The organism is Kribbella orskensis (assembly GCF_004342085.1).
GTDB lineage: Bacteria > Actinomycetota > Actinomycetes > Propionibacteriales > Kribbellaceae > Kribbella > Kribbella orskensis.
In genome coordinates this window covers 73,220-98,588 of the sequence record NZ_SLWM01000006.1, presented here as the reverse complement: position 1 = coordinate 98,588, position 25,369 = coordinate 73,220, and the positions used below count along the sequence as shown (strand labels likewise).

General features: G+C 69.1%; 25 protein-coding genes. 11 read left to right on the top strand and 14 right to left on the bottom strand.

The window, feature by feature from the left end; genetic code table 11:
- Positions 1-22: 22 nt before the first annotated feature.
- Positions 23-220, bottom strand: coding sequence for a D-glutamate cyclase family protein (locus EV644_RS18355; RefSeq protein ID WP_241998337.1), 198 nt, complete (start codon positions 218-220; stop codon positions 23-25).
- A 44-nt stretch (positions 221-264) separates the two neighbouring features.
- On the opposite strand from EV644_RS18355, the gene EV644_RS18350 reads away from it, so the two are divergent.
- Entirely contained in the window at positions 265-3,894 is a 3,630-nt protein-coding gene (locus EV644_RS18350) for a hydantoinase B/oxoprolinase family protein (protein ID WP_241998336.1), read from the top strand.
- Positions 3,895-4,021: 127 nt separating this feature from the next.
- On the opposite strand, the gene EV644_RS18345 is transcribed toward EV644_RS18350, so the two are convergent.
- The 5 genes from EV644_RS18345 to EV644_RS18325 form a co-directional block, all read right to left on the bottom strand.
- The gene (locus EV644_RS18345; protein WP_132189516.1) at positions 4,022-5,023 is read right to left on the bottom strand and encodes a proline racemase family protein; all 1,002 of its coding nucleotides are present in this window, start codon (positions 5,021-5,023) and stop codon (positions 4,022-4,024) included.
- Positions 5,020-5,922, bottom strand: a complete 903-nt coding sequence (locus tag EV644_RS18340) for a dihydrodipicolinate synthase family protein (protein WP_132189515.1) — start codon at positions 5,920-5,922, stop codon at positions 5,020-5,022. The genes EV644_RS18345 and EV644_RS18340 overlap by 4 nt, the downstream gene beginning before the upstream one ends.
- The gene (locus tag EV644_RS18335; RefSeq protein WP_132189514.1) at positions 5,919-7,739 is read right to left on the bottom strand and encodes an FAD-dependent oxidoreductase; all 1,821 of its coding nucleotides are present in this window, start codon (positions 7,737-7,739) and stop codon (positions 5,919-5,921) included. The genes EV644_RS18340 and EV644_RS18335 overlap by 4 nt, the downstream gene beginning before the upstream one ends.
- Positions 7,736-8,911 carry an NAD(P)/FAD-dependent oxidoreductase gene (locus tag EV644_RS18330; protein ID WP_132189513.1) on the bottom strand — a complete coding sequence of 392 codons (1,176 nt, stop codon included), beginning with the start codon at positions 8,909-8,911 and terminating at the stop codon, positions 7,736-7,738. The genes EV644_RS18335 and EV644_RS18330 overlap by 4 nt, the downstream gene beginning before the upstream one ends.
- Before the next feature lie 105 nt (positions 8,912-9,016).
- Positions 9,017-9,607, bottom strand: a complete 591-nt coding sequence (locus EV644_RS18325; protein WP_132189512.1) for a helix-turn-helix domain-containing protein — start codon at positions 9,605-9,607, stop codon at positions 9,017-9,019.
- 190 nt (positions 9,608-9,797) lie between these two features.
- Here EV644_RS18325 and EV644_RS18320 point away from each other — a divergent pair, with 190 nt between their 5' ends.
- Positions 9,798-10,157, top strand: coding sequence for a hypothetical protein (locus tag EV644_RS18320; RefSeq protein ID WP_132333385.1), 360 nt, complete (start codon positions 9,798-9,800; stop codon positions 10,155-10,157).
- Between the two features lie 46 nt (positions 10,158-10,203).
- Positions 10,204-11,145: a cation diffusion facilitator family transporter gene (locus EV644_RS18315; protein ID WP_132189510.1), complete on the top strand. Its 942-nt coding sequence runs from the start codon at positions 10,204-10,206 to the stop codon at positions 11,143-11,145.
- Positions 11,146-11,158: 13 nt separating this feature from the next.
- On the opposite strand, the gene EV644_RS18310 is transcribed toward EV644_RS18315, so the two are convergent.
- On the bottom strand, positions 11,159-11,338 hold the full coding sequence (locus EV644_RS18310; RefSeq protein ID WP_132189509.1) for a DUF3099 domain-containing protein: 180 nt from the start codon (positions 11,336-11,338) through the stop codon (positions 11,159-11,161).
- A 114-nt stretch (positions 11,339-11,452) separates the two neighbouring features.
- Between EV644_RS18310 and EV644_RS18305 the strand changes: the two genes are divergently transcribed.
- Positions 11,453-12,142, top strand: a complete 690-nt coding sequence (locus tag EV644_RS18305; protein WP_132189508.1) for a response regulator transcription factor — start codon at positions 11,453-11,455, stop codon at positions 12,140-12,142.
- Complete coding sequence (locus EV644_RS18300; protein ID WP_241998334.1) at positions 12,139-13,443, top strand: HAMP domain-containing sensor histidine kinase; 1,305 nt, start codon at positions 12,139-12,141, stop codon at positions 13,441-13,443. Before EV644_RS18305 ends, EV644_RS18300 begins: the two co-directional genes overlap by 4 nt.
- Here EV644_RS18300 and EV644_RS18295 read toward each other — a convergent pair.
- Together EV644_RS18295 and EV644_RS18290 are read right to left on the bottom strand one after the other, a co-directional pair.
- A complete protein-coding gene (locus tag EV644_RS18295; RefSeq protein WP_132189507.1) occupies positions 13,433-14,683 on the bottom strand; it encodes a DUF1501 domain-containing protein in 1,251 nt (416 codons plus the stop codon). The two genes, EV644_RS18300 and EV644_RS18295, sit on opposite strands and share 11 nt — an antisense overlap.
- A gap of 8 nt (positions 14,684-14,691) precedes the next feature.
- Positions 14,692-16,041 carry a DUF1800 domain-containing protein gene (locus tag EV644_RS18290; protein WP_132189506.1) on the bottom strand — a complete coding sequence of 450 codons (1,350 nt, stop codon included), beginning with the start codon at positions 16,039-16,041 and terminating at the stop codon, positions 14,692-14,694.
- A 133-nt stretch (positions 16,042-16,174) separates the two neighbouring features.
- On the opposite strand from EV644_RS18290, the gene EV644_RS18285 reads away from it, so the two are divergent.
- A complete protein-coding gene (locus EV644_RS18285; protein ID WP_132189505.1) occupies positions 16,175-16,612 on the top strand; it encodes a MerR family transcriptional regulator in 438 nt (145 codons plus the stop codon).
- Here the strand turns inward: EV644_RS18285 and EV644_RS18280 are convergent.
- Positions 16,559-17,014 (bottom strand): MarR family winged helix-turn-helix transcriptional regulator, encoded by a 456-nt coding sequence (locus tag EV644_RS18280; RefSeq protein WP_132189504.1) that lies wholly within the window; start codon positions 17,012-17,014, stop codon positions 16,559-16,561. The genes EV644_RS18285 and EV644_RS18280 overlap by 54 nt on opposite strands.
- A gap of 133 nt (positions 17,015-17,147) precedes the next feature.
- On the opposite strand from EV644_RS18280, the gene EV644_RS18275 reads away from it, so the two are divergent.
- Positions 17,148-18,332, top strand: a complete 1,185-nt coding sequence (locus EV644_RS18275) for an MFS transporter (RefSeq protein WP_132189503.1) — start codon at positions 17,148-17,150, stop codon at positions 18,330-18,332.
- Positions 18,333-18,829: 497 nt separating this feature from the next.
- Here the strand turns inward: EV644_RS18275 and EV644_RS46360 are convergent, their stop codons facing one another.
- Positions 18,830-19,552: a class F sortase gene (locus EV644_RS46360; RefSeq protein ID WP_241998332.1), complete on the bottom strand. Its 723-nt coding sequence runs from the start codon at positions 19,550-19,552 to the stop codon at positions 18,830-18,832.
- Between the two features lie 125 nt (positions 19,553-19,677).
- On the opposite strand from EV644_RS46360, the gene EV644_RS44605 reads away from it, so the two are divergent.
- The 4 genes from EV644_RS44605 to EV644_RS46355 all read left to right on the top strand — a co-directional run bounded on the left by EV644_RS44605 (position 19,678) and on the right by EV644_RS46355 (position 21,824).
- Positions 19,678-20,286: a hypothetical protein gene (locus EV644_RS44605; RefSeq protein WP_158292865.1), complete on the top strand. Its 609-nt coding sequence runs from the start codon at positions 19,678-19,680 to the stop codon at positions 20,284-20,286.
- 207 nt (positions 20,287-20,493) lie between these two features.
- Positions 20,494-20,871 (top strand): hypothetical protein, encoded by a 378-nt coding sequence (locus tag EV644_RS44600; RefSeq protein WP_158292864.1) that lies wholly within the window; start codon positions 20,494-20,496, stop codon positions 20,869-20,871.
- Between the two features lie 249 nt (positions 20,872-21,120).
- Positions 21,121-21,621, top strand: coding sequence for a TetR/AcrR family transcriptional regulator (locus EV644_RS18260; protein ID WP_241998419.1), 501 nt, complete (start codon positions 21,121-21,123; stop codon positions 21,619-21,621).
- A complete protein-coding gene (locus EV644_RS46355) occupies positions 21,528-21,824 on the top strand; it encodes a hypothetical protein (RefSeq protein WP_369410504.1) in 297 nt (98 codons plus the stop codon). Before EV644_RS18260 ends, EV644_RS46355 begins: the two co-directional genes overlap by 94 nt.
- Positions 21,825-21,872: 48 nt before the next feature.
- Here the strand turns inward: EV644_RS46355 and EV644_RS18255 are convergent, their stop codons facing one another.
- Genes EV644_RS18255 through pdhA form a run of 3 tightly spaced genes read right to left on the bottom strand, consistent with a single transcriptional unit; the run spans position 21,873 to position 25,331 of the window.
- Positions 21,873-23,258 carry a dihydrolipoamide acetyltransferase family protein gene (locus EV644_RS18255; RefSeq protein ID WP_132189501.1) on the bottom strand — a complete coding sequence of 462 codons (1,386 nt, stop codon included), beginning with the start codon at positions 23,256-23,258 and terminating at the stop codon, positions 21,873-21,875.
- Positions 23,255-24,241, bottom strand: coding sequence for an alpha-ketoacid dehydrogenase subunit beta (locus EV644_RS18250; RefSeq protein WP_132189500.1), 987 nt, complete (start codon positions 24,239-24,241; stop codon positions 23,255-23,257). Before EV644_RS18250 ends, EV644_RS18255 begins: the two co-directional genes overlap by 4 nt.
- 1 nt (position 24,242) lies before the next feature.
- Positions 24,243-25,331 carry a pyruvate dehydrogenase (acetyl-transferring) E1 component subunit alpha gene (pdhA, locus tag EV644_RS18245; protein ID WP_132189499.1) on the bottom strand — a complete coding sequence of 363 codons (1,089 nt, stop codon included), beginning with the start codon at positions 25,329-25,331 and terminating at the stop codon, positions 24,243-24,245.
- Between the last annotated feature and the right edge of the window lie 38 nt (positions 25,332-25,369).

The following is a 25,369-nucleotide window of genomic DNA, read 5'->3' as shown; positions in this document are numbered from 1 at the left end:
CTGCTCCCCCAAAGAAGCGTCGTCAGAATTGGCGATAGGCACTGTCCGGCACGTCGGTCACGAACATGTGCCCGGGGGCATGAGTGATCGCGAACGGGGGCCTAGAAGCCATCAACGCAGCTTGAGGCGTCACTCCGCAAGCCCAATACACCGGCACAGCTCCCGGTTCGAACTCCGCCTGCTCCCCGATGTCTGGCTTCGCGACGTCCAGCAGCGGCACGGACTGTTGCTGCTGGACGGCATCGGTGTGCTTGTGTGGGTGGCATGGCAGCGACTGGAGAGAGGCGGGACCGGATGGCGCGGAAGTGGGAGTTCTGGATCGACCGTGGCGGCACCTTCACCGACATCGTCGCGCGGCGTCCCGACGGGACTCTGGTGGCGCACAAGCTGCTGTCCGAGAACGCCGGGCGCTATCAGGACGCAGCCGTCGAGGGTATCCGCCGACTGCTCGAGGTCCCCGCCGGCGACCGGATCCCGGCCGAGCGGATCGAGGTGGTCAAGATGGGCACCACCGTGGCCACCAACGCGCTGCTCGAGCGTACCGGCGAACCCACCCTGCTCGTCATCACCAAGGGTTTCCGGGACGCGCTGCGGATCGCCTACCAGAACCGCCCGAAGATCTTCGCCCGCCAGATCGTGCTGCCGGAGCTCGTCTACTCGCAGGTGATCGAGGCGAACGAGCGGGTGTCCGCGGACGGTAAGGTCCTCGTCCCGCTCGACGAACGGGCCGTGACCCAGGACCTGCGGCGGGCGTACGACGGCGGCCTGCGGTCGGTGGCCGTGGTGTGTATGCACGGCTACCGCTACTCCCGGCACGAGGCGACGATCGGCGATATCGCGCGGCGGATCGGCTTCACCCAGGTCTCGACGTCGCACGAGTGCAGCCCGTTGATGAAGCTGGTCTCCAGGGGCGACACGACCGTCGTGGACGCCTATCTGTCACCGATCCTCCGGCGGTACGTCGACGAAGTGGCGACCGAGTTGGACGGCGTCCGGCTGATGTTCATGCAGTCCAACGGCGGGCTCACGCAGGCGCATGCGTTCCGGGGCAAGGACGCGATCCTGTCCGGGCCCGCCGGCGGCGTCGTCGGGATGGCCCGGACCAGCACGGCGGCTGGATTCGACCGGGTGATCGGCTTCGACATGGGCGGCACCTCCACCGATGTGTCGCACTACGCAGGCGAGTTCGAGCGGGAGCTCGAGACGCTGGTGGCCGGAGTCCGGATGCGGGCGCCGATGATGAGCATCAACACCGTAGCCGCCGGCGGCGGATCGATCCTGAGCTTCGACGGGAGCCGCTACCGGGTCGGTCCGGGCTCGGCCGGCGCGGATCCGGGCCCGGCGTCGTACCGCAGGGGAGGCCCGCTCACGGTCACCGATGCGAACGTGATGCTCGGCCGGGTTCAGCCGGACTTCTTCCCGGCCGTCTTCGGCGAGCACGGCGACCAGCGGCTCGACAGTGGAGTCGTCCGGCAGATGTTCTCGGACCTGGCCGAGGTGATCGCGGATGGGCGTAGCCCGGAAGAGGTCGCCGCCGGCTTCGCCGACATCGCCGTCGCCAACATGGCCAACGCGATCAAGAAGATCTCGGTGCAACGCGGGTACGACGTCACCCGGTACGTGCTGGCCACGTTCGGCGGGGCGGGTGGCCAGCACGCGTGCGCGGTGGCCGATGCGCTGGGCATGACGCAGGTGCTGATCCACCCGCTCGCCGGAGTGCTCTCGGCCTACGGCATGGGGGTGGCCGACGTCGCCGCACTGCGCGAGCGGGCGGTCGAGTCGACGCTGAGCGGAGCTGTCCTTCCCGAGCTCACGCAGATCCTCGACGAGCTCCAGGAGGACGCCGGGCGCGAGCTCGAGCGCGAAGGCATCCCGGCCGGCCGGATCACCGCGGTCCGCCGGGCGCTGCTGCGCTACGAGGGCACCGACACCGCGGTCGCCGTGTCCATCGGCGAGGTGGACGCGATGGTTGCGGAGTTCGAGGCCACCTACCGTCGGCGGTTCTCCTTCCTGATGCCCGGCAAGCAGATCGTCGTCGAGGCGGTGTCGCTCGAGCTACTGGGCGCTGCCGGGACCGGCGAAGAGACCTGGATCCGTCCGCAGCGACAGCGCGGCGAGCTGCGAGCGGTAGCGCGGGTGCCGATGTTCTCGGCCGGCGGCGCCTGGGCCGATGTCGACGTCTACCAGCGCGACGACATCGGACCCGGCGACCGGGTGGACGGACCGGCGATCATCGCCGAGGCCAACGCGACGACAGTTGTCGAACCCGGCTGGCGAGCCGGTGTCGACGACCTCGGCCACCTGCTGCTCAGCCGCGTGGCGGCGCGACCGGTCCAGCAGCGGATCGGGACCGCGGTCGACCCGGTGATGCTGGAGATCTTCAACAATCTGTTCATGTCGATCGCCGAGCAGATGGGGGTGCGGCTGCAGAGCACCTCGCAGTCGGTGAACATCAAGGAGCGGCTGGACTTCTCCTGCGCGCTGTTCGATGCAGGAGGCAACCTGATTGCGAACGCACCGCACATCCCGGTACACCTCGGCTCGATGGGCGAGAGCATCAAGATGGTGATCGCCGGGAACGCCGGCCGGATGGCGCCCGGCGACACGTACATGCTCAACAATCCCTATCGCGGCGGCACTCACCTGCCCGACATCACCGTCGTGACACCGGTCTTCGACCGAGCCGGACAGGACATCCTGTTCTACGTCGCCTCCCGCGGTCACCACGCGGAGATCGGTGGGATCACGCCTGGTTCGATGCCGGCGAACAGCACCCGCATCGAGGACGAAGGAGTCCTGATCGACAACTGGCTGCTGGTCTCCGGCGGTGAACTGCGGGAGCGCGAGACGGTCGATCTGCTCTCCGCCGCGACGTACCCGTCCCGCAACCCCACCACGAACGTCGCCGATCTGCGCGCCCAGGTGGCAGCCAACGAGAAGGGCATCGAGGAGCTGCTGGCGATGGTCGACCACTTCGGCCTGGATGTCGTCTCGGCCTACATGGAGCATGTACGCCGCAACGCCGCCGAGGCCGTCCAGCGGGTCATCCCCACGCTCCGCGACGGCAGCTACAGCTATGAACTCGACTCCGGCGCGCGGATCGAGGTGGCCGTGCGGGTGAACGCCGACGCCCGGACGGCGGAGATCGACTTCACCGGCACCTCCGCACAGCAGGCCGGCAACGGCAACGCGCCGTCGTCGGTGGTGATGGCCGCCGTGCTGTACGTCTTCCGCACCCTGGTGGACGACGAGATCCCGCTGAACTCGGGCTGTCTGGAGCCGCTGCGAGTGATCATCTCGCCGGGCTCGATGCTGTCACCGGATTATCCCGCGGCGGTTGCCGCCGGCAACGTCGAGGTCTCGCAAGCGGTCACCGGCGCCTTGTACGCCGTGCTCGGCGTCCAGGCCGAGGGCTCCGGGACCATGAACAACGTGACGTTCGGCAACGACCGGCACCAGTACTACGAAACCGTGGGCAGCGGTGCCGGCGCAGGCCCTGGCTTCGCCGGTGCCGACGTGGTGCAGACTCACATGACGAACTCCCGGCTCACCGATCCGGAGGTCCTGGAGTGGCGCTATCCGGTACGGCTGGAGAGCTATGAGATCCGCGAAGGCAGCGGCGGCGCCGGCCGGTGGGATGGCGGCGACGGTGGCCGTCGCCGGATCCGATTCCTCGAACCGATGACGGTCACCACGCTTGCCAGTCACCGCCGGGTCCCGCCCTACGGGATGGCTGGCGGTCTGCCCGGCGGCCTTGGCCGCCAGTGGATCGAGCAGGTGGACGGATCCGTGAGGGAGATGTCCGGCTGCGACTCCGTTGCTGTATCCGCCGGGGAGGTGTTCGTCATCGAAACACCCGGCGGCGGCGGCTACGGCACGCCCACCAGCTCCTGACCGCAGCCGCGCCAGTCGCCGGGCGCCGAACGGCGACCTTGTGCACCGCCTGAGCACCTTGCCGCGGGAGGACTGGGAATCTGGTGCACAAGGTCGCGGGAGCAGCGAGGTCCAGGGGCGTCGGCCGTCAGAGCACGAAACCGGTCGGGAAGGGGTCGTCGGGATCGAGCAGGTACTGGCCCATGCCGGTGATCCAGGCCCTGCCGGTGACGGTCGGTACGACGCCCTGGTGGTCGCCGACAGTGGTCTCCGAGAGCAGGCGGCCGGTGAAGCGGGTGCCGATGAAGGACTCGTTGACGAAGTCCTCGTGGAGCCCGAGCTCACCGCGGGCGTGCAACTGGGCCATCCGCGCGCAGGTGCCGGTGCCACAGGGGGACCGGTCGAACCAGCCGGGGTGGATCGCCATCGCGTTGCGCGAGTGGCTGCCGTCCCGTCCGGGCGCGGTGAACTGCACGTGCTTGCAGGAGTGGATACTCGGATCGAGCGGATGCACCGGGCGGTCGGTGGCGTTGATGGCGTCCATGATGTCCAGGCCGGCCTGGAGAATCCGGTCCTTCTCGGACCGGTCGAACGGGATGCCGAGCTGCTCCAGCGGCAGGATCGCGTAGTAGTTGCCGCCGTACGCCAGGTCGTAGGTGAGCTCGCCGAGGCCGTCGACCTTCACCGTCGCGTCCAGGGCGTGCGAGTACGCGGGCACGTTCTGGATCGTCACGTGCTCCGCCCGGCCGTTGCTGACGGCAACCTCCGCGACGACCAGACCGGCCGGGGTGTCCAGCCGCACCCGGGTCAGCGGCTCGGTCACCTCGACCATGCCGGACTCGACCAGCACGGTGGCGACGCCGATCGTGCCGTGCCCGCACATCGGCAGGCACCCCGAGACCTCGATGTAGAGCACACCCCAGTCGGCGTCCGGCCGGGTCGGCGGCTGCAGGATCGCGCCGCTCATCGCGGAGTGCCCGCGCGGCTCGTTCATCAGGAACAGCCTGAGGTCGTCGTCGTGCTCGAGGAAGTACTCGCGCCGCTCGGCCATCGTCGTACCGGGGATGACGCCGACGCCGCCGGTGATGACGCGCGTCGGCATCCCCTCGGTGTGCGAGTCGATGGCGCTCAGGGTGCGGATCGACCTCATCTCAACGACTCCACTGCCTTCTTCATGTCCTGCTCCAGTTGGGCGAGGTGCTCCGGCACGAGCGGTCCACGCGGCGGGCGGCAGGGGCCGCCGTACCGGCCGACGTAGTCCATGCCGTACTTGATCGCCTGGACGAACTCGACCCGCGAGTCCCACCGGAACGCGGCGACCAGCGGCTCGTAGAGCGCCCTTGCTTCTTGCAGATTACCTTCGAGCGCCAGGTTGAAGAGGCGGACGGACTCGGCCGGGAAGACGTTGGGGAATCCCGCGAACCAGCCGGTCGCACCCATCAGCAGCGCCTCCAGCGTCAGGTCGTCGGCACCCGCGACCACCGTGAGGGTCGGCGCTGACTCGCGGATCTCGAGGATGCGCCGGACATCGCCGGAGAACTCCTTCACCGCGACGATGTTCTCGATCTCGGCCAGCTCCGCGAGAATGTCCGGAGTCAGGTCGACCTTGGTGTCGTGCGGGTTGTTGTAGACCATCACCGGCAGCCCGGCCTTGGCGACCTCGGTGTAGTGGTGGATCACCTCGCCACGGTTCGCGCGGTACATGGTCGGCGGCAGGCACAGTACGCCGTCCGCGCCGTCCTCCGCCGCCTTCTCGGCCCACGAGCGCGCCTGGTGCGCACCGGCGCTGTGCACGCCGACCACGACGATCCCGTCGTCGCCGACCGCCTCGATCGCGGTCTGCGCCACCTTGCGGCGCTCCTCGTCGGTGAGGGACGAGTACTCCCCCAGCGACCCGTTCGGGCCGACGCCCCGGCAGCCGCTGTCGATCAACCAGCGGCAGTGCTCGGCGTACCGGTCGAAGTCGGGCCGCAACCCGGCCGGCGCGGCTGCGTCCTCGGCGTACGGCAGGGCGGTGGCGACGATCACGCCGTCCAGTTTCTCGCTCACAAGTCCTCCTGAATCTCTGCTGCTGCTAGGTCTCCGAGCCGCACGGGCTGCCCCACCGGCCTCTTGAAATCACTGCTTGTTTGTCTTGCTGGTACTGCGTCGTCGTGCGTGGCGAGGTCTGCCACGGTGCGGGCGCAGACACGTCCCTGGCAGAGGCCGAGGCCGACCCGGCAGGTCAGCTTGAGGCTTCTGCCTGTCGCTTCCCGTTGGGTGACCGCTTCCTGCAGGTCGGCTCGGGTGACCTCCTCGCAACGGCAGACGAGAGTGGTGTCGTCGCTCCAGGTCTGCCAGCCGGGTTTGACCGGATATGCCTTCGCCAGAGCGGCGGCGAATCGTCTTGCCTTGGTAACTACCTTCTTGCTGGGCGGTCGGCTGGTCGCTTGTAAGGAGCGGGCGGCTGCGGCGCCGGCTACTTCGCCTTCTGCTGCGGCGAGTGCGGCTCCGCCGATGCCGGTGAGCTCGCCGGCGGCGAACACTCCTGGTGTGCTGGTCTGCTGGTTGTCGTCGACGATGACTGCCGGTCCACCGTCGGGTCCGGCGCCGAGGTCGCAGCGGGCCGAGATCGCCAGTTCCAGTTGGGCGGTGAACCCGAAGCCCAGGCAGACGGCGTCGACCTCGATCTGCTGCTCGGTTCCCCTGATGGGGTTCCAGTCGTGGTCGAGTTTGGCGGTGGTGACGCACTCCACCCGGTCCCGGCCGTGGGCGGCGATGACGGTTCTGCCGTGTTTCAGCGGGATGCGGTGGCGGGCGAGGAGTGCGCCGTACCCGAGTGCTTCGGTTAGCTTGCTGGGGGCAACCAGTGGGTCGGTGCGCCAGCCCTTCAGGACCGTCGATGGGCGGTTTGCCTCCAGGAGGGCGACCACCTCGGCGCCGACGCCGACGAGGGACTCGGCGACCGGCAGGAGGAACGGGCCTGTTCCTGCGACGAGGACGCGTTTGCCGACCGCGATGCGCTGGCCTTTCGCCAATGCCTGAGCGGCTCCGGCGCTGTAGACGCCCGGAAGGTCCCAACCGGGGAAGGGGAGCACGCGGTCGTACGCCCCGGTCGCCAGCACGACTGCCTCGGCGTCGACCGACCAGACGTGTCGTCCGACCGCATCCGCCGGACCTTGCTGCAACCACAGCCGCGTGGTCTTCCGTTTGTGCGCGGCCTCTTCCCGGGACTGCGCGTCTCGCTCGATCGCCCAGACCGAGGTCTCGGTGAGGTGGGTGATCCTGCTGTGGTTGGCGATCCGGTCCCGCTGCCTTGAGAACTCGCCCCACCCGTGCTGCAACCGCTCGGGTCTGCGCGCTTTGAACTCCACGGGCAACTGCCGATGGAACTGCCCACCAATTGCCTGTCCGGCATCGACCAGCAGGACTTCGACTCCAGCGTCCGCCGCCGCCAGCGCTGCTCCCACCCCGGCCGGGCCACCACCGACCACTACTACGAGGTTGGTCTCCGCCTTGGCCTCGGCAGCTGCGGCGGTCGACGTCGTAGTACCGGCTGCTTCGGCGGAGGTTGTCGGAAGGACGGCGCCGTGTTGGGTGGTGACGGTATCGCCGGAACTGATGGTTCGTTGGCAGGCGCGGACGTCGGGGGTTCCGTTGACGACGACCAGGCAGTCGAAGCAGGCGCCGATTCCGCAGAAGACTCCGCGAGGGCGCTCCGCACCTCGGGTGGTCCGCCACGAGTCGCGTCCGCTCGCCATCAATGCGGCGGCGACCGTCTGACCCGGGCGCGCTTCGAGGGACTCACCGTCGACGACGATGCGGACCGGAGTACCGGGCCGCGGTTGCGACGGATCTCCTTCAACTGAACGCAAGTACGGGCTCATGAGACCACCCATGCCGGCAACAACGCTGGTCGGTCGATGCGGAACGGGTTGGGGTCGACGTGCGGCGCGAGACCGAGGAAGAGTTCGGTGATCAGGCGACCTGTGGATGCCGCCAGGCCGATGCCCGCGCCTTCATGACCGGTTGCGTGCCAGAGTCCTTCGATCCGTGGATCGGCGCCGATCACGGGCAGGTGGTCAGGCGCGTAAGGACGGAAGCCGCCGTAGGCCCGCATCACCGGCACGCCGGCGAGGAACGGGAACAGCCCGACCGCCTTGCGCGCGAGTTCCCGCAGTACCTTCACGCGCACAGCGTCGTCGAACCCGATCCGCTCCCGGCTCGACCCGATCAGCACCGTGCCTCCGCGGGTGGACTCCACCACGGTCGAGGTCTGGAGATCCGCCTCGCCACTACCGACCGCCCCGACGTAGTCCGCGTCGTACACCTTGTGCCGCACGCAGACCGGCAGCGGTGCTGTCACCAGGATCATCCCGCGGCGCGGCAGTACCTGGATCGGGCCACCGGCCGCTTCACTGAACGCCCCGGCCCACGGCCCACACGCATTCACCACTGCGCCACACGGGACCACGCCCGCGTCCGTCTCGAGGCCGGTCACCCGCCCGGCGTCGGATCGGCGTACGGCCAGAGCGTTGACGCCGGCGCGTACCTCTCTCCCACGCGCCCGTACTGCGGCCAGCAAGGCCGTGGCCGCGAGTACCGGTTGGAGCTGAGCATCATCGGGGTAGTAGGCGGCGGTCGTCACCGCGCGAGTCAGCAGAGGTTCGAGCTCGAAAGCCTCGGCGGGAGTGATCACGCGGGCATCGACCCCAGCGGATCGTTGCACCTCGGCGAACGCCTCCAGCGGCGCGGGATCGGTGGTAGCGACCACCAGGCCGCCCTTGGGTTCCCACTCCACATCGGCAACCCGCTCAGGCAGGCGCTTCAGTACCGCGGGCCACTCGCGGCGGGACGCGATCGCTAGGTCGAGTTCCGGGCCCGGCTCCTTGTCGGAGACCAGCACGTTGCCCTCGCCGGCAGCGGTGGTCCCGCCCGCCACGCCGCCGCGATCCACCACCAGGACCCGCACCCCGGCCGCGGCGAGCGCCTCAGCGCAGGCAGCGCCGACGATCCCCGCCCCCACGACGACAACGTCGTACCCGGTAGCCAGGACCATCCGCACACCTCCCAAACGTTCACTAAAATGAACGCTTCGAATGTACGACGCCAGACCGTCCCGGGTCAACGGGCAGTCGGCGGGCGGCCGGCTCGGCGGCGAGGGTCAGACCGGGTGGACGCAGTCGATGGCGGACGGGTGGACGTCCGGCGGGTACTCGAGCAGCAGGACGGATCTGACCAGGCCGTCGAGCGCCTCGTACTCGTGGGCGGCGTTGGCGCGGAAGGCGAGGTAGTCGCCGGGACCGAGTTCCTGCGGACGACCCTGCGCGGTGATCCGAAGGCGGCCGGTGAGGATCACGTGGTGCTCGGTGCCGGGATGCCCGTCCGAGTGCTGGACCGAGCCGGGGCGGATCTGCTGGTCGTAGATCTCGAGCAGCGCGCCCGGGTTCTCCAACCGCCGGAGCATCCGGAGATCGACGGCGTCCCCACTCAGCACGTCGAGGTCGGTGGACCGCACGAGCACCAGATCCGAGGGCGGCGGCTCGTTCAGCAACGAGGACACCGGCACACCCAGAGCGTTCGACAGACTGAACACCGTCTCGATCGTCGGATTCCCGGCCCCGGACTCCAGCTGCGACAACGTGCCCTTCGCGATCCCGGACCGCCGAGCCAGCTCCGACAACGAGATCCCCTGCTCGTCCCGCCGCGCACGCAGGTTCGTCCCCAGCACCTTCCCCGCACCCTGACCAGCCACAGCCGGAGCATGTCACACCCCCACCCCTACCCGTGTCCCCCGACATGTCCCCACCCGTCAACACTCCGGAGCCCTCATGTCCCACCCACCCAACGCCCCCCGCGGACCCCAACCCACCACCGTCACCCCGCGAGGCGGGGCGCAGACCGCCGCCTCCTCCGGCTCCCCGGTAAGGGGGCGTCAACTGCTTGTGAACGGGTCTGTGGTGCTCGGGGCATTGGCGTTTCTGGTGCCTGGAGTGTGGTCGTTCGGTTGGCCGGAGAGTTTTCATCGGACGATCGCGACGTTCGACCCGTTCAACCTGCACCTGTTCCACGACCTGGGCGCGTTCCAGCTCGGCGTCGGGGTCGCGTTGCTGGGAGCGCTCGTCTGGCGGGATGCGCTCGTGGTGGCATTGCTGGGTGGGAGCGCCGGAGCGATCGTGCACTTCATCTCACACCTGATGGACCGCGATCTCGGCGGCCGTTCCAGCGATCCGCTCACCCTTGGCATCCTCGCGGCGATCCTTCTCCTCGGCCTTGTACTCCGCCTGAGGGCTCTCAGGGAATGACCCCAGCGGTTTGGACGTGCCCCTGATCGGGCACCTCGCGAGGTTGATGGCAGACGAATCCGAAGGCACAGTTCTCCTGGCCGGCGCGGCCAACCTCGCGATCGCGGTCGCCAAGTGCATCGCCGGTCTGCTGTCGGGGTCCACCGCCCTGCTCGCCGAAGCCGCGCACTCCGTGGCCGACACGCTCAACCAGGTCTTCCTCCTCACTGCGCTCAAGCGCAGCCGGAAGCCGGCAGACGCCCTGCACCAGTTCGGCTACGGGATGGAGCGCTACTTCTGGTCGCTGCTCGCCGCGGTCAGCATCTTCGTCCTCGGCGCCGGCTTCTCCATCGCCGAGGGCATCCGCGCGGTGCTCGACCCGGAGCCGGTCGCCGCACTGGCAGTCGTGTACTCCGTCCTCGTCGTCTCCTTCATCTTCGAAGGCATCTCGTGGTTGCGCGCGGTCCGGCAGGTCCGCCGGGAGGCCCACGACCAGGGGGTCTCGACCCTGGACCACCTGAAGGAGGCAGAACCGGCGGTGAAGACGGTCGCCTTCGAGGATTCGGCGGCGCTGATCGGCCTGATGATCGCGGCCGTGGGGGTCACGCTCAGCGCGGTCACCGGCGAGGAGTTCTGGGACGGCACCGCGTCGATCGCGATCGGGCTGCTCCTGATCGGAGTCGCCTTCACGCTCGGCCGCGACAACAAGTCGATGCTGATCGGCCAGGCACTTCCCGACGACGTCCAGGACCAGATCCGCTGCCTGATCGCCGACACCCCAGGCATCGACGAGGTCGTCGAACTCCTCAGCCTGCGCCTCGCCCCGGACCAGGTCCTGGTAGTCGTCCGGGTCGACCTGGACGACTCCGAAACCACCGGCGCCCAGGTCGAAGAACTGGCCGAGCGGATCGACAGCGCAGTACGCCGCCAGTTCCCCACCGTCCGCCACCTCTACTTGGACCCAACACCTGCCACCAGCCTCGACCCAGGCCCAGCCAGTCAGCCCTGACGCGCGTGGCGGGTCAGTCCTCGGGGCGGTTGGCGACTATCACGGCGATGGGTGGGATCACGGCGGCAACGGCGCTCATGCCGATGGCGACGGGGATCGAGAACAGCCGGACCACGAACCAGGCCAGGCCGATCAGGGTCAGGCAGGTGCCCATCAGCCAGAAGTACGCCTTGCGCCGGTCCGGCCGCTTCATCGCACACTCCCTTCGCCCGCTGCCAGTCTCCCACCGCGCCGGGAACCTGAAGGTGGGCTGAAGGTGGCGAGCGGAGTACGGCGGGACGCGGGGTGCTGGTGGGAGGATAGGCGGATGGCGGCGAGGGTCCTGGTGGTCGAGGACGCGGAGGCGATCAGGACCGCGGTGGGGATCGCGCTGGAGGAGGCGGGGTGCGCCGTCCTGACCAGGGGTGACGGTGACACGCTCGAGAAGGACCTAGCGGAGTTCGGGCCTGACCTGGTGTTGCTGGATGTGATGCTGCCGGGGCGGGACGGTTTCGCGCTGCTGGAGATCGTGCGGCAGACCTCGAACGCGGGGATCGTGCTGCTGACCGCGCGGGATGCCGTCGAGGACAGGTTGCATGGGTTGCGGACCGGCGCGGACGACTACGTTGTCAAGCCGTTCGTTCTCGCCGAATTGATCGCCCGGGTCGAGGCCGTACTGCGACGCATGGGCCGGTTGCGGACGGTTCTCGAGGTCGACGACCTGGTGATCGACGTGGAGGCCAGCGCGGTGACTCGGGCGGGCAAGCCGATCGAGTTGACCTCCACCGAGTTGAAGTTGCTGACGTTCCTCGCCGGGCGGCGGGACAGGGTGGCCGGCAAGGCGCAGATCCTGGCCGCGGTCTGGGGCTACGACGACTACGCGGCCAACTTGGTCGAGGTCCACGTCAGCGCCCTGCGTCGCAAGCTCGGCAGCCCCCAACTCCTGCACACTGTCCGCGGCGCCGGCTACATCCTCCGCACTCCTCAGGACACCAGCGGGGCAGAGCAGGCACTGTGAGCGGGTTGCGGACGGTGTCCTTGCGGCGACGGGTGACGGTCACGGCACTGGTGGTGCTGCTGCTCGTGCTGCCGATCACTGGGCTGGCGGTGAAGGCGATCTTCGACGCGCAGGCCGAGCGCAACCTGAACACCCTGCTGAACGGCCGCGCCCAGCTCGCCCAGCAACTCGCGCGGCAGAACGTCCAGCCGGCCAACCTGGTACGCCGGATCGATGCCGACGGCATCCGGGTGACTCTCATCCTGCGCAACGGTCAGCAACTCGGTGCACCGGCGGTCGAACCGAGCGGTGAGATCCGTCAGGTGAAGACCACCCTCCTGGGCGGCCAGAGAACCCGCGGAGCAACTCTCCTGCTCTCCGCCGACACCTCCCTCCTCGACGGCGCAAGCCGAACCCTGCAACGGGTTCTGCTCCTCTCCGGCGCTGCCGCCCTCCTGATCACCGCCCTGGCCCTCATCCTCGGTATGCGCTTCGCCCTCGCCCCGCTCGACGCGATGACCTCCCTCGCGCGATCGATCGCCGCCGGTCGAAGAGGCGGCCGTCTGCAGCCGACCCGCCCCGACACCGAACTCGGCCGCACCGCCGCGGCCTTCGACGAGATGCTCGACTCCCTCGAAGGCGCCGAACGCACGGCCCGCTGCTCGGAGGAACACCTCCGTCAGTTCGTCGCCGATGCCGCCCACGAACTCCGTACTCCGGTCACCGGCCTCCAGACCGCGGCGGAAACCCTGGTTCAGCTTGGCCCGGGCGCCCCCTCGGAACGCCGCGAGGAGCTGGAACTCCTGCTGGTCAGGGAATCCCGCCGAGCCGGTGCCCTGGTCGCCGACCTGCTCGAGCTCGCCCGGATCGACGCCGGCCTCGTACTGCGTCGCCGGCCCGTCCGGCTGCAGGACCTCGCCCAGGCGCAGGCCGACCGCCTCCGGCTGGTAGCCCCCGGCCATACCGTCCAGCTCAGCGGAGCGGACGTCGAGATCGCCGTCGACCCCGACCGCGTCACCCAGATCCTCGCGAACCTGGTCGACAACGCCCGCAACGCGACCGGCGACAGCGGTCTCATCCAGCTCCACGTCGCCGCCACTCCGGACCACGCCGAGATCGTTGTCCACGACAACGGTCCGGGAATCCCACCTGCAGATCGGGAGCGGATCTTCCAGCGCCTGGTTCACGGCAACCGCAGCCGAGGATCCGGTCTCGGGCTGCCCATCGCAAGGGGTTTCGCCCGAGCCCACGGCGGCGACCTCGTCTGCCTCGACAAGGGGCCGGGAGCAACCTTCCTGCTGACCCTCCCGTTCAAACCTTGAGCAATCCGTCGACGCTCCCGGTGTGCCCGTCGAGGATCCGCCCGGCATCCGCATCCAGCACGTCCCGCAACACCGTGGCGTAGACATCGCGGAAGTCGGTCGTCGCTTTCAGGTCGCCATTGGACAAGTCGGTCAGGCTCGGCTGCTCACCGTAGAACCCGCCCTGCACCTTGTCTCCGATGACGAACAGCGGTCCAGCCGTGCCGTGATCCGTCCCGTCGCTCCCGTTCGCGCTCACCCGGCGCCCGAACTCGGAGTACACGAGAACGACCACCTGCCGGCCTCGGTCACTCTTGCGCATCCGCTGCACGAACGGCGTCAACGCACCATCGAGCTCCGTCAGCAACCGCTGCTGGGTGCCGCGTTCATCCGCGTGCGTGTCGAACCCGCCGAGCGACACTGAGTAGGCCCGGGTAGGAACACCCGCCTCGACCAGTCCGGCGACCAGCTCCAGCTGAGCACCCAGCTGCGACCCACCGCCGGCGGAAGCACCCTTGGTCCGCTGCTCGTCGTCGTCGTCTTCCTTCTCCGGCTGGTCGTGGACCGCGCCGCCGAGCACCTTCACCGCGTCCTGCAGATCCTGCAGCGACTTCGCGGCCTGCGCCTGCCAGTGCTCTTCACCGGAACTCGGCTGGCCCAGGGCGGCGAACGCAGTACCGACCTTGCCCGCGGGCAGTTTCAGACCGCGGACGGGTAGAGACGCTGCCGCGGTTGTTGCCCCTGCCAACAACGGCGGCAGCGTCGGCTCGACCGACACCGCGTGCAGCGGATCGGCACCGGCGGCATCGAGCCAGCGCCCGAGCCAGCCGGTCGGCACGGGCGTCTTCGGCGACGCGGTCTGCCAGATCGCCATCGAGCGGAAGTGGCTGCGATCCGGTTCCGGGTAGCCGACTCCGCGCACGATCGCGAGCGACTTGTCGTCCCAGAACCCCTTCAGCCCCTTCAGACCCGGGTTGAACCCGAGCCCTTCGCCGAGATCGAGCACCTCGTTCGCCTCGTAGGCGAGGTCCGGCCGCGCCCTCTGGTACGCCGGATCGGCTGCGGGGACCACGGTGTTCAGCCCGTCGTTGCCGCCGTACAGCGTGACCACCACGAGCACGGAATCCTCGCTGCTCAGGGGATCCTGCACGGCGGCGCTCATCAGGTCGGACCAGCTCACCTGGGTCGCTCCGACCGCGAGCGCGCCGGCCGCGGTGACTCCGCTCATGGTAAGGAACCGGCGTCGGGTCAGGTTGTCCATGATTCTCCTCAACCACTCACTACGTATTCGGGCGCGCAGGCCGCGACGGCGGTCAATTGCGCGGGATCTGTCAGTCCGGCCAGCGCATCCTTCGTCCGCGCCGACCAGGCGTCGACCCCGAGCAACACCCGTACTCCGTCGACGCGCGCGCTGGACTTCTCCAACTGCCCGAGCACGGCCTTCCTGGCCAGCAACTGAGCGAGTCGCAGCCGAGTGACGCCGGCCGAGGTGGTCAGCCAGCTCGCGCCGGACGGCCAGCCGCCGACGCTCGGTGGACGCAGCGGCAACTGCCCCATGCCACGGAGTCCGGCGAGCAGCATCACCCGGGTCTTGTCGTCGAGCTTGGCCGGCTGGATGCCGAGAGCCCGCATCAGGCCGACCGCCCACTCCACGGGCTGCTTCACCAAAGCGGATGTGCTGTCCCGGAAGGCAGCGTCGGCGACCATCGCCTTCAGCACCGCGCCGATGTCCCGCTCGCTCCCGTACGCTGCGACGAGGCGCCGGACCGTCTCGGGAGCAGGCGGCGTCGACGAGACCAGCCGGAACCAGAGCCGCCCGATCACGAACTCCGCGGACTCGGGTTTCGCCAGCGCCAGGTCGACGAACTCCTTCGCGCCGAACTCGCCGGCCTTCCCGAGGATCGTCTTCTCGCCGGAATCATGCCGCGCGGCAACGAACACGGCCTTCGCCGAGGCCCGCCGTACGGTCCAACCGGTGAGTGCACGGGCGCCTTCGAAGACGTCGACCTCGGAGTAGTGGCCGATGCCGAGGGTGAAGAGCTCGAGGAACTCGCGAGCCAGGTTCTCGTTGGGCGAGCCCTCGCGGTTGTCGTTGCCGTCCAGCCAGCGGATCATCGCCGCGTCGACGACGAGCGCCTGGGCGAGATCGGTGAAGCTGCCGCGGGCGTAGGTCCGGAGGACCTGGTTCTGCGCGAGCATCAGTGGCGCGCTGCGGACCTTCTGGTTGCTGGTGGCGAAGTGCCCGTGCCAGAACCAGGTCAGCCGCTCGGTCGCACGGTCGGAGGCGACCATCCGGTCGAGCCACCAACCGCTCAGTTTCGCCTCCTGGGCGGCCCGTGCCTTGTTGGCCGCCTTCCTCGCGGCCCGGTCGGCCGCAGTCTTGTCCTCGTCGGCGCCGTTCTCGTCGGCACCCTTCTGCTTGGCGCCCTTCTTCCTGAGGGCCTTCGTCGGCTGCGGCGGTGTCAGGACGGGCGGCGGAGTGGTCGCGGCGTCGGCCGCAGTACTGAGCAGCCGCGCGAGCGTCGCCTCGAACCGGGCGTCCAGCTCGCCCGGCGCGGGCCCGAAGCTCAGCCGGTCGCACAGCCGCCGGACGGCATTACGTTCACTGATCTCACCCATGCTCCCGATCCTGTCCAGCCCTCCGCGCGCTCACCACCATCCGCCCCCGATCTTCAGCCAACCCACAGCCGTCCTCGGTGGCTCGTATGCTCGAACCGTCACACCGATGTGAGGCGAAGCTGGAGGGGAACGGATGCGGATCGGCGAGCTGTCGGAGCGGACCGACACCCCGCGGCGGCTGCTGCGGTACTACGAGGAGCAGGGCCTGATCGTCTCCGAACGCTGCAGCAACGGCTACCGCAGCTACAGCGAAGCGACGGTGGACCGGGTGCTGCAGGTGCGCGGGCTGCTCGATGCCGGACTGCCGACGCGCATCATCAAGCAGATCCTGCCCTGCCTGGACAAGCCGCGGGCGATTCACTTCCCCGACGCGACGCCCGAGATGATCGCGACCCTCGAACGCGAGCGCGACCGGATGACCGCGCGGATCGACTGCCTGGCCCGCAACCGCGACGCCGTCGCCGACTACCTGGACGCCGTCATCAGCCTTCGCGACGGCGGCGCGGGTGGTTCGGGTTCAGACCTTGGCGGGCAGGGCGAGCTTCGCGAGAGCGTTGACGAGCGGAGCTAGTTCCGGCAGCTCCGAGGCCTTGTCGAGCGCCCCGGTCAGTACTGCGTCGTGCGTCGGCTGGGCCTGGTCGAGCAGGTCGCGGCCGGCCTTGGTGACCTCCGTGTAGATGCCCCGGCGGTCGGTCGGGCATAGGTACCGCTGCAGCAGTTGGCGGTCCTCCAGGCGGTTCACCAGCCGGGTCGTCGCGGACTGGCTGAGCACCACCGCGTTCGACAACTGGTTCATCCGCAGGTGGTAGTCGTCCTGCCGGGCGAGCACGTCCAGCACGCTGTACTCACTCACGGACAGGCCGTGCTGCTTCTGCAGCGCGCGCTCCAGCTCGTCCTCGATCCGGGCGTGCAGAGCCGCCAGCGTTCGCCAGCCCTGGGCCCGCGCCTCGGCGGCGTCATCCGGTAGTCCCACAACTCCTCCTCAAGGCCTCACTTGAACTTTGTCGTTGCATGAGGCAGCATGACGCTTGTGCAATAACCCGCGTCTGCAACTATCTCGGACGCCGGTAACAGTCACAAGACTACCTTCGAGGAGAAACCAAGCCATGCCCGCCGCTTTGCTAGCGCTGGCCATCGGTGCGTTTGGGATCGGCACCACCGAGTTCGTCATCATGGGCCTGCTGCCGGAGGTCGCCGGAGGCTTCGGTGTCAGCATCCCCTCCGCCGGTCTGCTGATCTCCGGCTACGCCCTCGGCGTGGTCGTCGGAGCACCGCTGCTCACCGCGATCGGCTCGAAGATCTCCCGCAAGACCGTGCTGATCTCGCTGATGGCGGTCTTCATCACCGGCAACCTGATCTCCGCCCTGGCCCCCTCGTACGGCGTACTGATGACCGGGCGGATCGTGGCGGCGCTGTCGCACGGCGCGTTCTTCGGGGTCGGCGCGGTGGTCGCCGCGTCGCTGGTGCCGAAGGCGAAGCAGGCGAGCGCGATCGCGCTGATGTTCACCGGGCTGACCGTGGCGAACGTGTTCGGCGTTCCAGGTGGCACCGCGCTGGGTCAGCAGTTCGGCTGGCGTTCGACCTTCTGGGCGGTCACCGTGCTCGGCGTGATCGGCCTGCTCGGCATCGTCTTCCTGGTGCCCCGCCAGGACACCGCTGAGGGTCCCGGGTTGCGCAGCGAACTGGCCGTGTTCCGGAACCTGCAGGTCTGGCTGGCGTTGGCGATGACCGCGCTCGGCTTCGCCGGGGTGTTCGCCTCGTTCACCTACATCGCGCCGATGATGACCGAGGTGGCCGGCTTCTCCTCCGGGGCTGTCACCTGGCTGCTGGTGCTGTTCGGTGGCGGCCTGGTCGTGGGCAACCTGCTGGGCGGCAAGGCGGCCGACCGCTCGTTGATGCCCAGCCTGTACGCGATCCTCGCGCTGCTGGCCGCAGTACTGGTGGCCTTTGTCTTCACCGCCCACGGGCAGGTGTCGTCGGCGGTCACGATCGCGCTGTTCGGCGCGGCCGGTTTCGCGACCGTGGCGCCACTGCAGAAGCGGGTGATGGACAAGGCCGCGGGCGCTCCGGCGCTGGCCTCCGCAGCGAACATCGCCGCCTTCAACCTCGGCAACGCGGTCGGCGCCTACTTCGGTGGGCTCACCATCGAGCACGGCCTCGGCTACACCGCGCCCAACTGGGTCGGCGCCGCCCTCGCCGCCTCCGGCCTCGCGGTCGCGCTGACCTCCGGTCTGCTGGACCGGCGTCGCCGCGTCGCCGTCACCCCCGAACCCGCTCTCACCACTGTCTGAAGGAATACCTGATGATCCCCACTGTGAAGTTCGCGCGACCGCCGTCTCCAACTTCCCGGGCGGCTACCGGTCCTGCCGGCGTGCCCTCTGCGGGCTGAACCCCTCAGAGTGCGGGTTGCCCCTCGGATCCGTTCGGGGTGGCGGCTGGGCGGGGTGGCGGCCGGGGGCCGATTGCGGGCGTGGAGCCGATGGCGCGCGGTTGAGGCCGCACCTTGTGCACCAGGTGAGCGTTCGAGCCGCCCGGGCCTGCTCAGCTGGTGCACAAAGTGCCGGTATGGGGCCAACCACCCGCGCTGATGCCCGTGTAACCACCCGAACACGTGCCGGCGCAGCACCTTCGCCGATGCGGTGGCAGGACCTTCGATTCATCGTTCCGACGGCTAGCCACCGCGAGACCAGGGGCGGGCCGGTCCCATGGGGGGCCGGCCCCTGCCGCTGCCGACAAGTTCGGTGACTTCCAGGATTTGGGGCCGGCGAAGGCGCCAGGACTGGTGCTCTCAGGCGACGGGCTGGGCGATGACGACGGCGTTGCTCAGGTAGGCGGTGCCGTCCCAGTCCTCGCAGGTGACCAGCACCAGGCGGCCGGGAACGGTCTGGTCGAACAGCCGGGCGGCCTCCTTGGCCAGCGTCTTCTTGCGGTACACCTTCACGCCGACCACGGTGTAGGCGATGCTGCCCTTGCCCGTGGTCACCTTGACCGCGTCCCCGGCCTTCAGTTGGTCGAGGTCGTCGAAGGCGCCGCCACCGGTGTGCACTGTGTGCCCGGTGATGATCGCCGAGCCCACGGCCGCTCCAGGCCGGGCGCCGGCGGACCACCATCCCACCAGCCGCGGGTTGGACGGCGGGATGAGCGCACCCTTACGAACGAGGATCGGCAAGATCCTGGCGGATACGCCCAATCGCGGTACCGACACCCGGATGGGACTTCCGGAGGCGGCGGACTTTCGGGTGCTGGTCGCCTTGGGCTTGGCCGGCGACTTGGAAGTCTTCGGCGGCACGGCGGTCGGAGTACCAGCCGTCGCGGCCGGTGATCCGGATGCCTTGGACGGTGCAGGACTTGCCGCCGCGAGCGGCTGGGATGGGCCTTGATCGGCGGCGGACGAGTCGCCTCTGAACTCGAGGTAGCCGCCGATCAGGACCAGAACGGCGCCGGCCACCAGGGCCGCTCTGGTCCACCGAGGTGAACCAGAGCGATCCGGGTGACGACGCTTACCAGACATCTCAGACAGAGTGCTGACCGCGACGCAGCCGCGCCTTCAGGACACCGCCGAACAACAGCAGGCCACCGAGAGCCAGCAGCCCCGCACCCCAGGTGCTCTGGTGGCCGGTGCTCGCCGAGGAGGCGGTGAGGACCGTCTCTGTGCCCTCCTGGCCCGCGTCTACGGCGGTCGGGACCACCGGAGCGCTGGTGCTGGGCGCGCTCGACGGAGCCGCGGACGGCGACTGGCTCGGCGTCTGCGACGGAGTCTCGGACGGCGACTCGCTCGGGGTCTGCGACGGAGTCGGGGTCTCGCTCGGGGTCTCCGACGGAGTCTCGGACGGGGTCTCAGACGGCGTCTCCGAAGGCGTCTCCGACGGGGTCTCGCTCGGCGTCTCCGACGGAGTCTCAGACGGCGTTTCGCTCGGCGTCTCCGAAGGCGTCTCCGACGGGGTCTCGCTCGGCGTCTCCGACGGAGTCTCAGACGGCGTCTCAGACGGCGTCTCCGAAGGCGTCTCCGACGGGGTCTCGCTCGGCGTCTCCGACGGAGTCTCAGACGGCGTTTCGCTCGGCGACTCGGACGGGGTCTCAGACGGCGTCTCGCTCGGCGTCTCGCTCGGCGTCTCCGAAGGCGTCTCGGACGGCGTTTCCGAAGGCGTCTCGGTCGCGGTCGGCGACTCCGACGGGGTCTCGCTCGGAGTCGGCGTCGGCGTCGTCGTCTCACCGAAGCAGAAGTCGACGTGGCTGAGACCGTAGAACTTGTCGTTGTTCGAGTTGACCGGCGGGTGCAGCGAAGCGCCGGCCTGTACGCCGCCAGGGGTGTAGTCGTAGAAGTTCGCGGCCGGTCCGCCCTTCACAATGACACCGAGCACGGCACCGCCGGTGGCGATGAAGTCCACCACGTCGCCGCCCGTCTGGTCGCCGGCGTGCTGGGGATCATCGACGAGGAGGGTACGCCGCGTCATGGTCACCGAGAACGCCCCATTGGACTTGGTCCCCGCGTTCGGCGGATCGAACTTCACCGACGTCGAGCCGGGAATCACGTCCTCACACGTCGGATTGTTTTCGACGATCCCGCCGTCGGCGGAGGCCGACGGAGCCATCAGCACCGTCACGCCTCCCAGTGCGAGGACGAGAGCGCCTGCTCCGCCGAGGATGGTCGCGCCGCGCGTGCCGGCGGCCTTGGTCAAGGCATCACGAAATCGTGTGGCCCTCGATACGTCGTTCACAAGAATTTCCCCACTGCTCAAGCCGTCCGGTGGACAGGCGATTTTTGCGGCCGACCTTGATTTTCCGGTGACCGATGTCGGCAACAGTCGATCCCCCTTGCCGACATCGTGAGCGGATGCCGTGGTGTTACAGCCGACTCGGAGCAGCCTGCTAGGGACAACCGCTTGAACGCAAGCCGAACGGCCGCGACTCGCCGAAGAACTGACATAACGAATTGAAAACGCCTCCGGACATGTGCGTGCAGTAGTTGACCGAAGCAAGAACTGGCAGTCACTTCCGCCTGGGTCCGGCCGGAAGGGCTCGTACTGAGCTAAAACGCTGTATTACTTAGTGAAACGTCGTATCCGCTAGGATCGGCCGGTGGCACGAGCGGCGAACGACAAGACGGTGCTGGGATCGGTCTGGCTGCGGGAGGAACCGGAGCGGACCCGCGCACCGCTCAGCCGCGACGACATCGTCGAGACCGCGATCAAGGTGCTGGACCGCGACGGCCTCGAACAGCTGTCGATGCGGCGGATGGCGGTCGAGCTCGGGAACGCCGCGACCTCGGCGCTGTACTGGCGGATCGCGAACAAGAACGATCTGCTCGAGCTGGCCGTCGATGCCGTGATCGGTGGCGCGCTGGTCGAGGCGGATCAGGGAGATTGGCGGGATCAGCTCACGACGCTGGCGCACGCGGCGTACGGAGTACTGGCTGATCATCCGTGGGCGCCGCAGTTGCCAGTCATGCGGGGCTCGGGCCGAACTATCAGGCCTTCACCGAGCGCGTGCTGGGGGTGCTCAGCTCAGCGGGGTTCAAGGGGGTGCACTTGGACGCGGCCGTCTCGGCGGTCATCCACTATGTCGTGGGTGCCGCGGTGACGGATGCTGCCTGGACCGCGACCGTACGCCGGAGCGCGCTGACTGAGCGGGACTGGCCGACGGCTGCCGGGGATCAGCTGGGCGTGGAGCCGGACACGCTCGCCGCCTATCTGAGCCGCGACGATCTCGCCGGACCGGCGGCCCGCTTCCAGTCCGGCCTCCGCGCAATCCTCATCGGCCTCCGCCCCCGCCAGCTCCGCTGATCCCGCCTGGGCAAGTCGGCGACGAAGGCGGGACCTCCGCTGGACCGGTCAGAGGTCGGCGAAGGCTGAGGTCGGGGACTCGAAGGCGTCGGCGACGAAGCGGAGGAAGCCGGCGGCCAGCCCGCCGTCGCACACCCGGTGGTCGAAGACGAGCGACAGCTGGGTGAGCTTGCGGATCGCGAGCTCGCCGTCGACCACCCAGGGGCGATCGATGATCCGGCCGACGCCGAGGATCGCGACCTGCGGGTGGTTGATGATCGCCGCGCTGCCGTCGACGCCGAAGCTGCCGTAGTTGTTCAGCGTGAAAGTGCCGCAGGACAGCTCGTTCGCGGTCAGCCGCCCCTCCCGCGCCGATCCCGTCAGCCGCCGGATCTCCGCGTCGAGGCCGCGCGTGGTCAGCGCGTGCGCCCCGACGACAGCCGGTACGACGAGTCCGCGCTCGGTCTGGGCCGCCAGCCCGAGGTTGATCCCGTCGTACTGCACGAGCTCCTCGCGCTCGGTGTCGACGAAACCGTTCAGTTCCGGATACTTCTGCAGCCCGGCCACCACGAACCGCGCCATCAGCGCGAGTAGTCCCGGACCAGGATCCGAGGATGTGCGCAACGACTCCCGCAGCTCGACCAGCGCCGTGGCGTCCACGTCCACCCAGGTCGTCGCCTCGGGGATCTCCGCCCGGCTCCGGCTCAACGTCGCCGCAGCAGCCTTCCGGAACCCACTCATCGGAATCCGCCGCAACTCCGGCAACCCGGTCCGCGAGTCAGCCGGAGCGCCCGGAGCCTGCGCCGCGGGAACTTGCGCGGCGGGAGCCTGGAGGGCGGGCGCCTGCACGGTCGAGGGTGATCCGGCGCCTCGGGCAAGCGCTGCGTCCGGGCGAGCACCCGCGATGGCGGCTTCGACGTCGCGGCGGACGATCAGCCCGCCGGCGCCGGAACCACTCACCTCGCGCAGATCCACCTTCGCGTCGCGGGCCATCCGCCGTACCAGTGGGGAGATGACCAGCGGCACCGACGACTCGACCGCCTCGACGACCACCGCAGTACGGGGCTTGCGACGCCGTCCGTTACGCGCGCCTTCGGCGGTTCCATAGCCGATCAGGACGTTCCCCGAGCCGGCTTGTTCCTCCTTGCGATACGCCTCGGCCGCCTTGTCCTCTTCGCGACTTCCCACGGCCGCGGTGTCCTCGCCAGCAGCAGGCACGCCGATCGTGATCAGCGGCTTCCCCACGTCGACCGTGCTGCCCTCCGCGCCGTGCAGTTCGGCCACGACACCGGCGTACGGAGAAGGCACCTCGACGATCGACTTCGCTGTCTCGACCTCGGCGACCGGCGCGTCCACCACCACGACGTCACCCACAGCAACGAGCCAGCGGACGATCTCGGCCTCGGTCAGCCCTTCGCCGAGGTCAGGCAGCAGGAAGGTCTGAGCGGTCGTCACGAGTCCTCCCACTGCAGGTCGTCCACCGCGTCGAGGATGCGATCCACGCCCGGCAGTTGGTGTCGCTCCAGCTTCGGCGGCGGGTAGGGGATGTCGAACCCGGTGACCCGTCGGATCGGCGCGGCCAGCGAGTGGAAGCAGCGTTCGGTGACCCGGGCAACGATCTCGGACGAGACGCTCGCGAAGCCACTCGCCTCGGCCACGACGACAGCCCGCCCAGTACTGCGAACCGCCGCGCACACCGTCTCGTCGTCGAACGGCACGATCGAGCGCAGATCGACAACCTGCAGCTGGCGTCCTTCGGCAGCGGCGGCGTCGGCGGCCTCCAACGCGATCGGCACCGACGGGCCATAGGCGATCAGCGTCGCGTCGCGGCCTTCCCGGCGTACGACGGCCTTCCCGATGCCCGGCTGCTCGGCGGTGAGGTCGACCTCTTCCTTGGCCCAGTAGAGCTTCTTCGGCTCCATGAAGATCACCGGGTCGGGGAACTCGATCGACCTGCGCAACAAGGTGTACGCGTCCGCCACGGTGGCCGGCGCGACCACGGTCAGCCCGGGCGTGTGCGCGTAGTAGCTCTCGGACGAGTCGCAGTGGTGCTCGACCCCGCCGATGCCACCGGCGTACGGCATCCGGATCACCATCGGCAGGGTGACCTTGCCGCGGGTACGGTTCCGCATCTTGGCGACATGGGAGACGACCTGCTCGAAGGCGGGGTAGCCGAAGGCGTCGAACTGCATCTCGACGACCGGGCGCATTCCGTTCATCGCGAGCCCGACCGCCATGCCGACGATGCCGGACTCGGCCAGCGGCGTGTCGAAGCAGCGGTCCTCGCCGAACTCCGCGGTCAGGCCGTCGGTGATCCGGAAGACCCCGCCGAGCGCGCCGACGTCCTCGCCGAACATCAGGACGGTCTCGTCGGCCCGCATCGCGTCCCGCAGCGCGTGGTTCAGCGCCTGGGCCATGGTGAGCTTCTGGTGCGTCATCTCAGGCCTCTTCTCGCGCGATCTCGTCCTGCAGGAACGCCGCCTGCTCCTTCAGCTGCGGCGTCTGCACCGCATACAGGTGCTCGAACAACTCGGCCGGATCCGGCGACACGTCCTGCATCAACCCATCCCGGAGATCGGCCGCGATCTTGTCGGCCGCCGCTGTCGCCTCCGCGCGGTGCGCTTCATCCAGCAGGCCCTGTTCGGTCAGGTAGGCGTCCAGCCGCTTGATCGGATCACGCTCGAGCCAAGGAGTGACCTCCTTGTCGTCGCGGTACCGGCTCGCGTCGTCGGCGTTGGTGTGCGCCTGGACGCGGTACGTGTGCGCCTCGACGAGCTGCGGACCCTCCCCCGCCCGGGCCTTGTCGACCGCCTGCCCCAGTACCGCGAGCAGCCCGGCCAGGTCGTTGCCGTCGGCCCGTTCCCCCGGTACGCCGTACCCGATGCCCTTGTGCGCGAGGGAGGGCGCGATGGTCTGCCGCGCAAGGGGTACGGAGATCGCGTACTCGTTGTTCTGGATGAAGAAGACCACCGGCGCCTTGAAGACGGCGGCGAAGTTCAGGGCTTCGTGGAAGTCGCCCTCGCTGGTCGCACCGTCTCCGCAGAGCGCCATCACGACGGTGTCCTCGCCCTTGAGCCGGGCGGCGTGCGCGACTCCGACGGCGTGCACCAACTGCGTCGCGAGCGGCGTCGACTGCGGTGCCACGTTGCGCTCGTGCGGGTCGTACCCGGAGTGCCAGTCGCCGCGCAGCAGCGTCAGCGTCTCGATCGGGTCGACGCCGCGGCTGATGATGGAGACGGTGTCGCGGTAGGTCGGGAACAGCCAGTCCTGCTCGCGCAGCACCATCGTGGCCGCGACCTGGCAGGCCTCCTGACCGTGCGACGACGGGTAGACGGCGAGCCGTCCCTGCCGGACGAGCGCGCCGGCCTGGTCGTTGATCCTGCGGCCAACGACCAACTGTGCGTAACCGTCGACGAGGGCGTCCGCGGACGGCATCCCGTACTTCGGGTTGTCGTGCCGGGCGCCGTGTTCGTCGATCAACTGAACTGGTTCGGCGGAGGGGAGCAAACGCTCCTCGACGGTGGTCATGGACCCTCCTGCACAGGAGACGGACGGATGCTTCATCG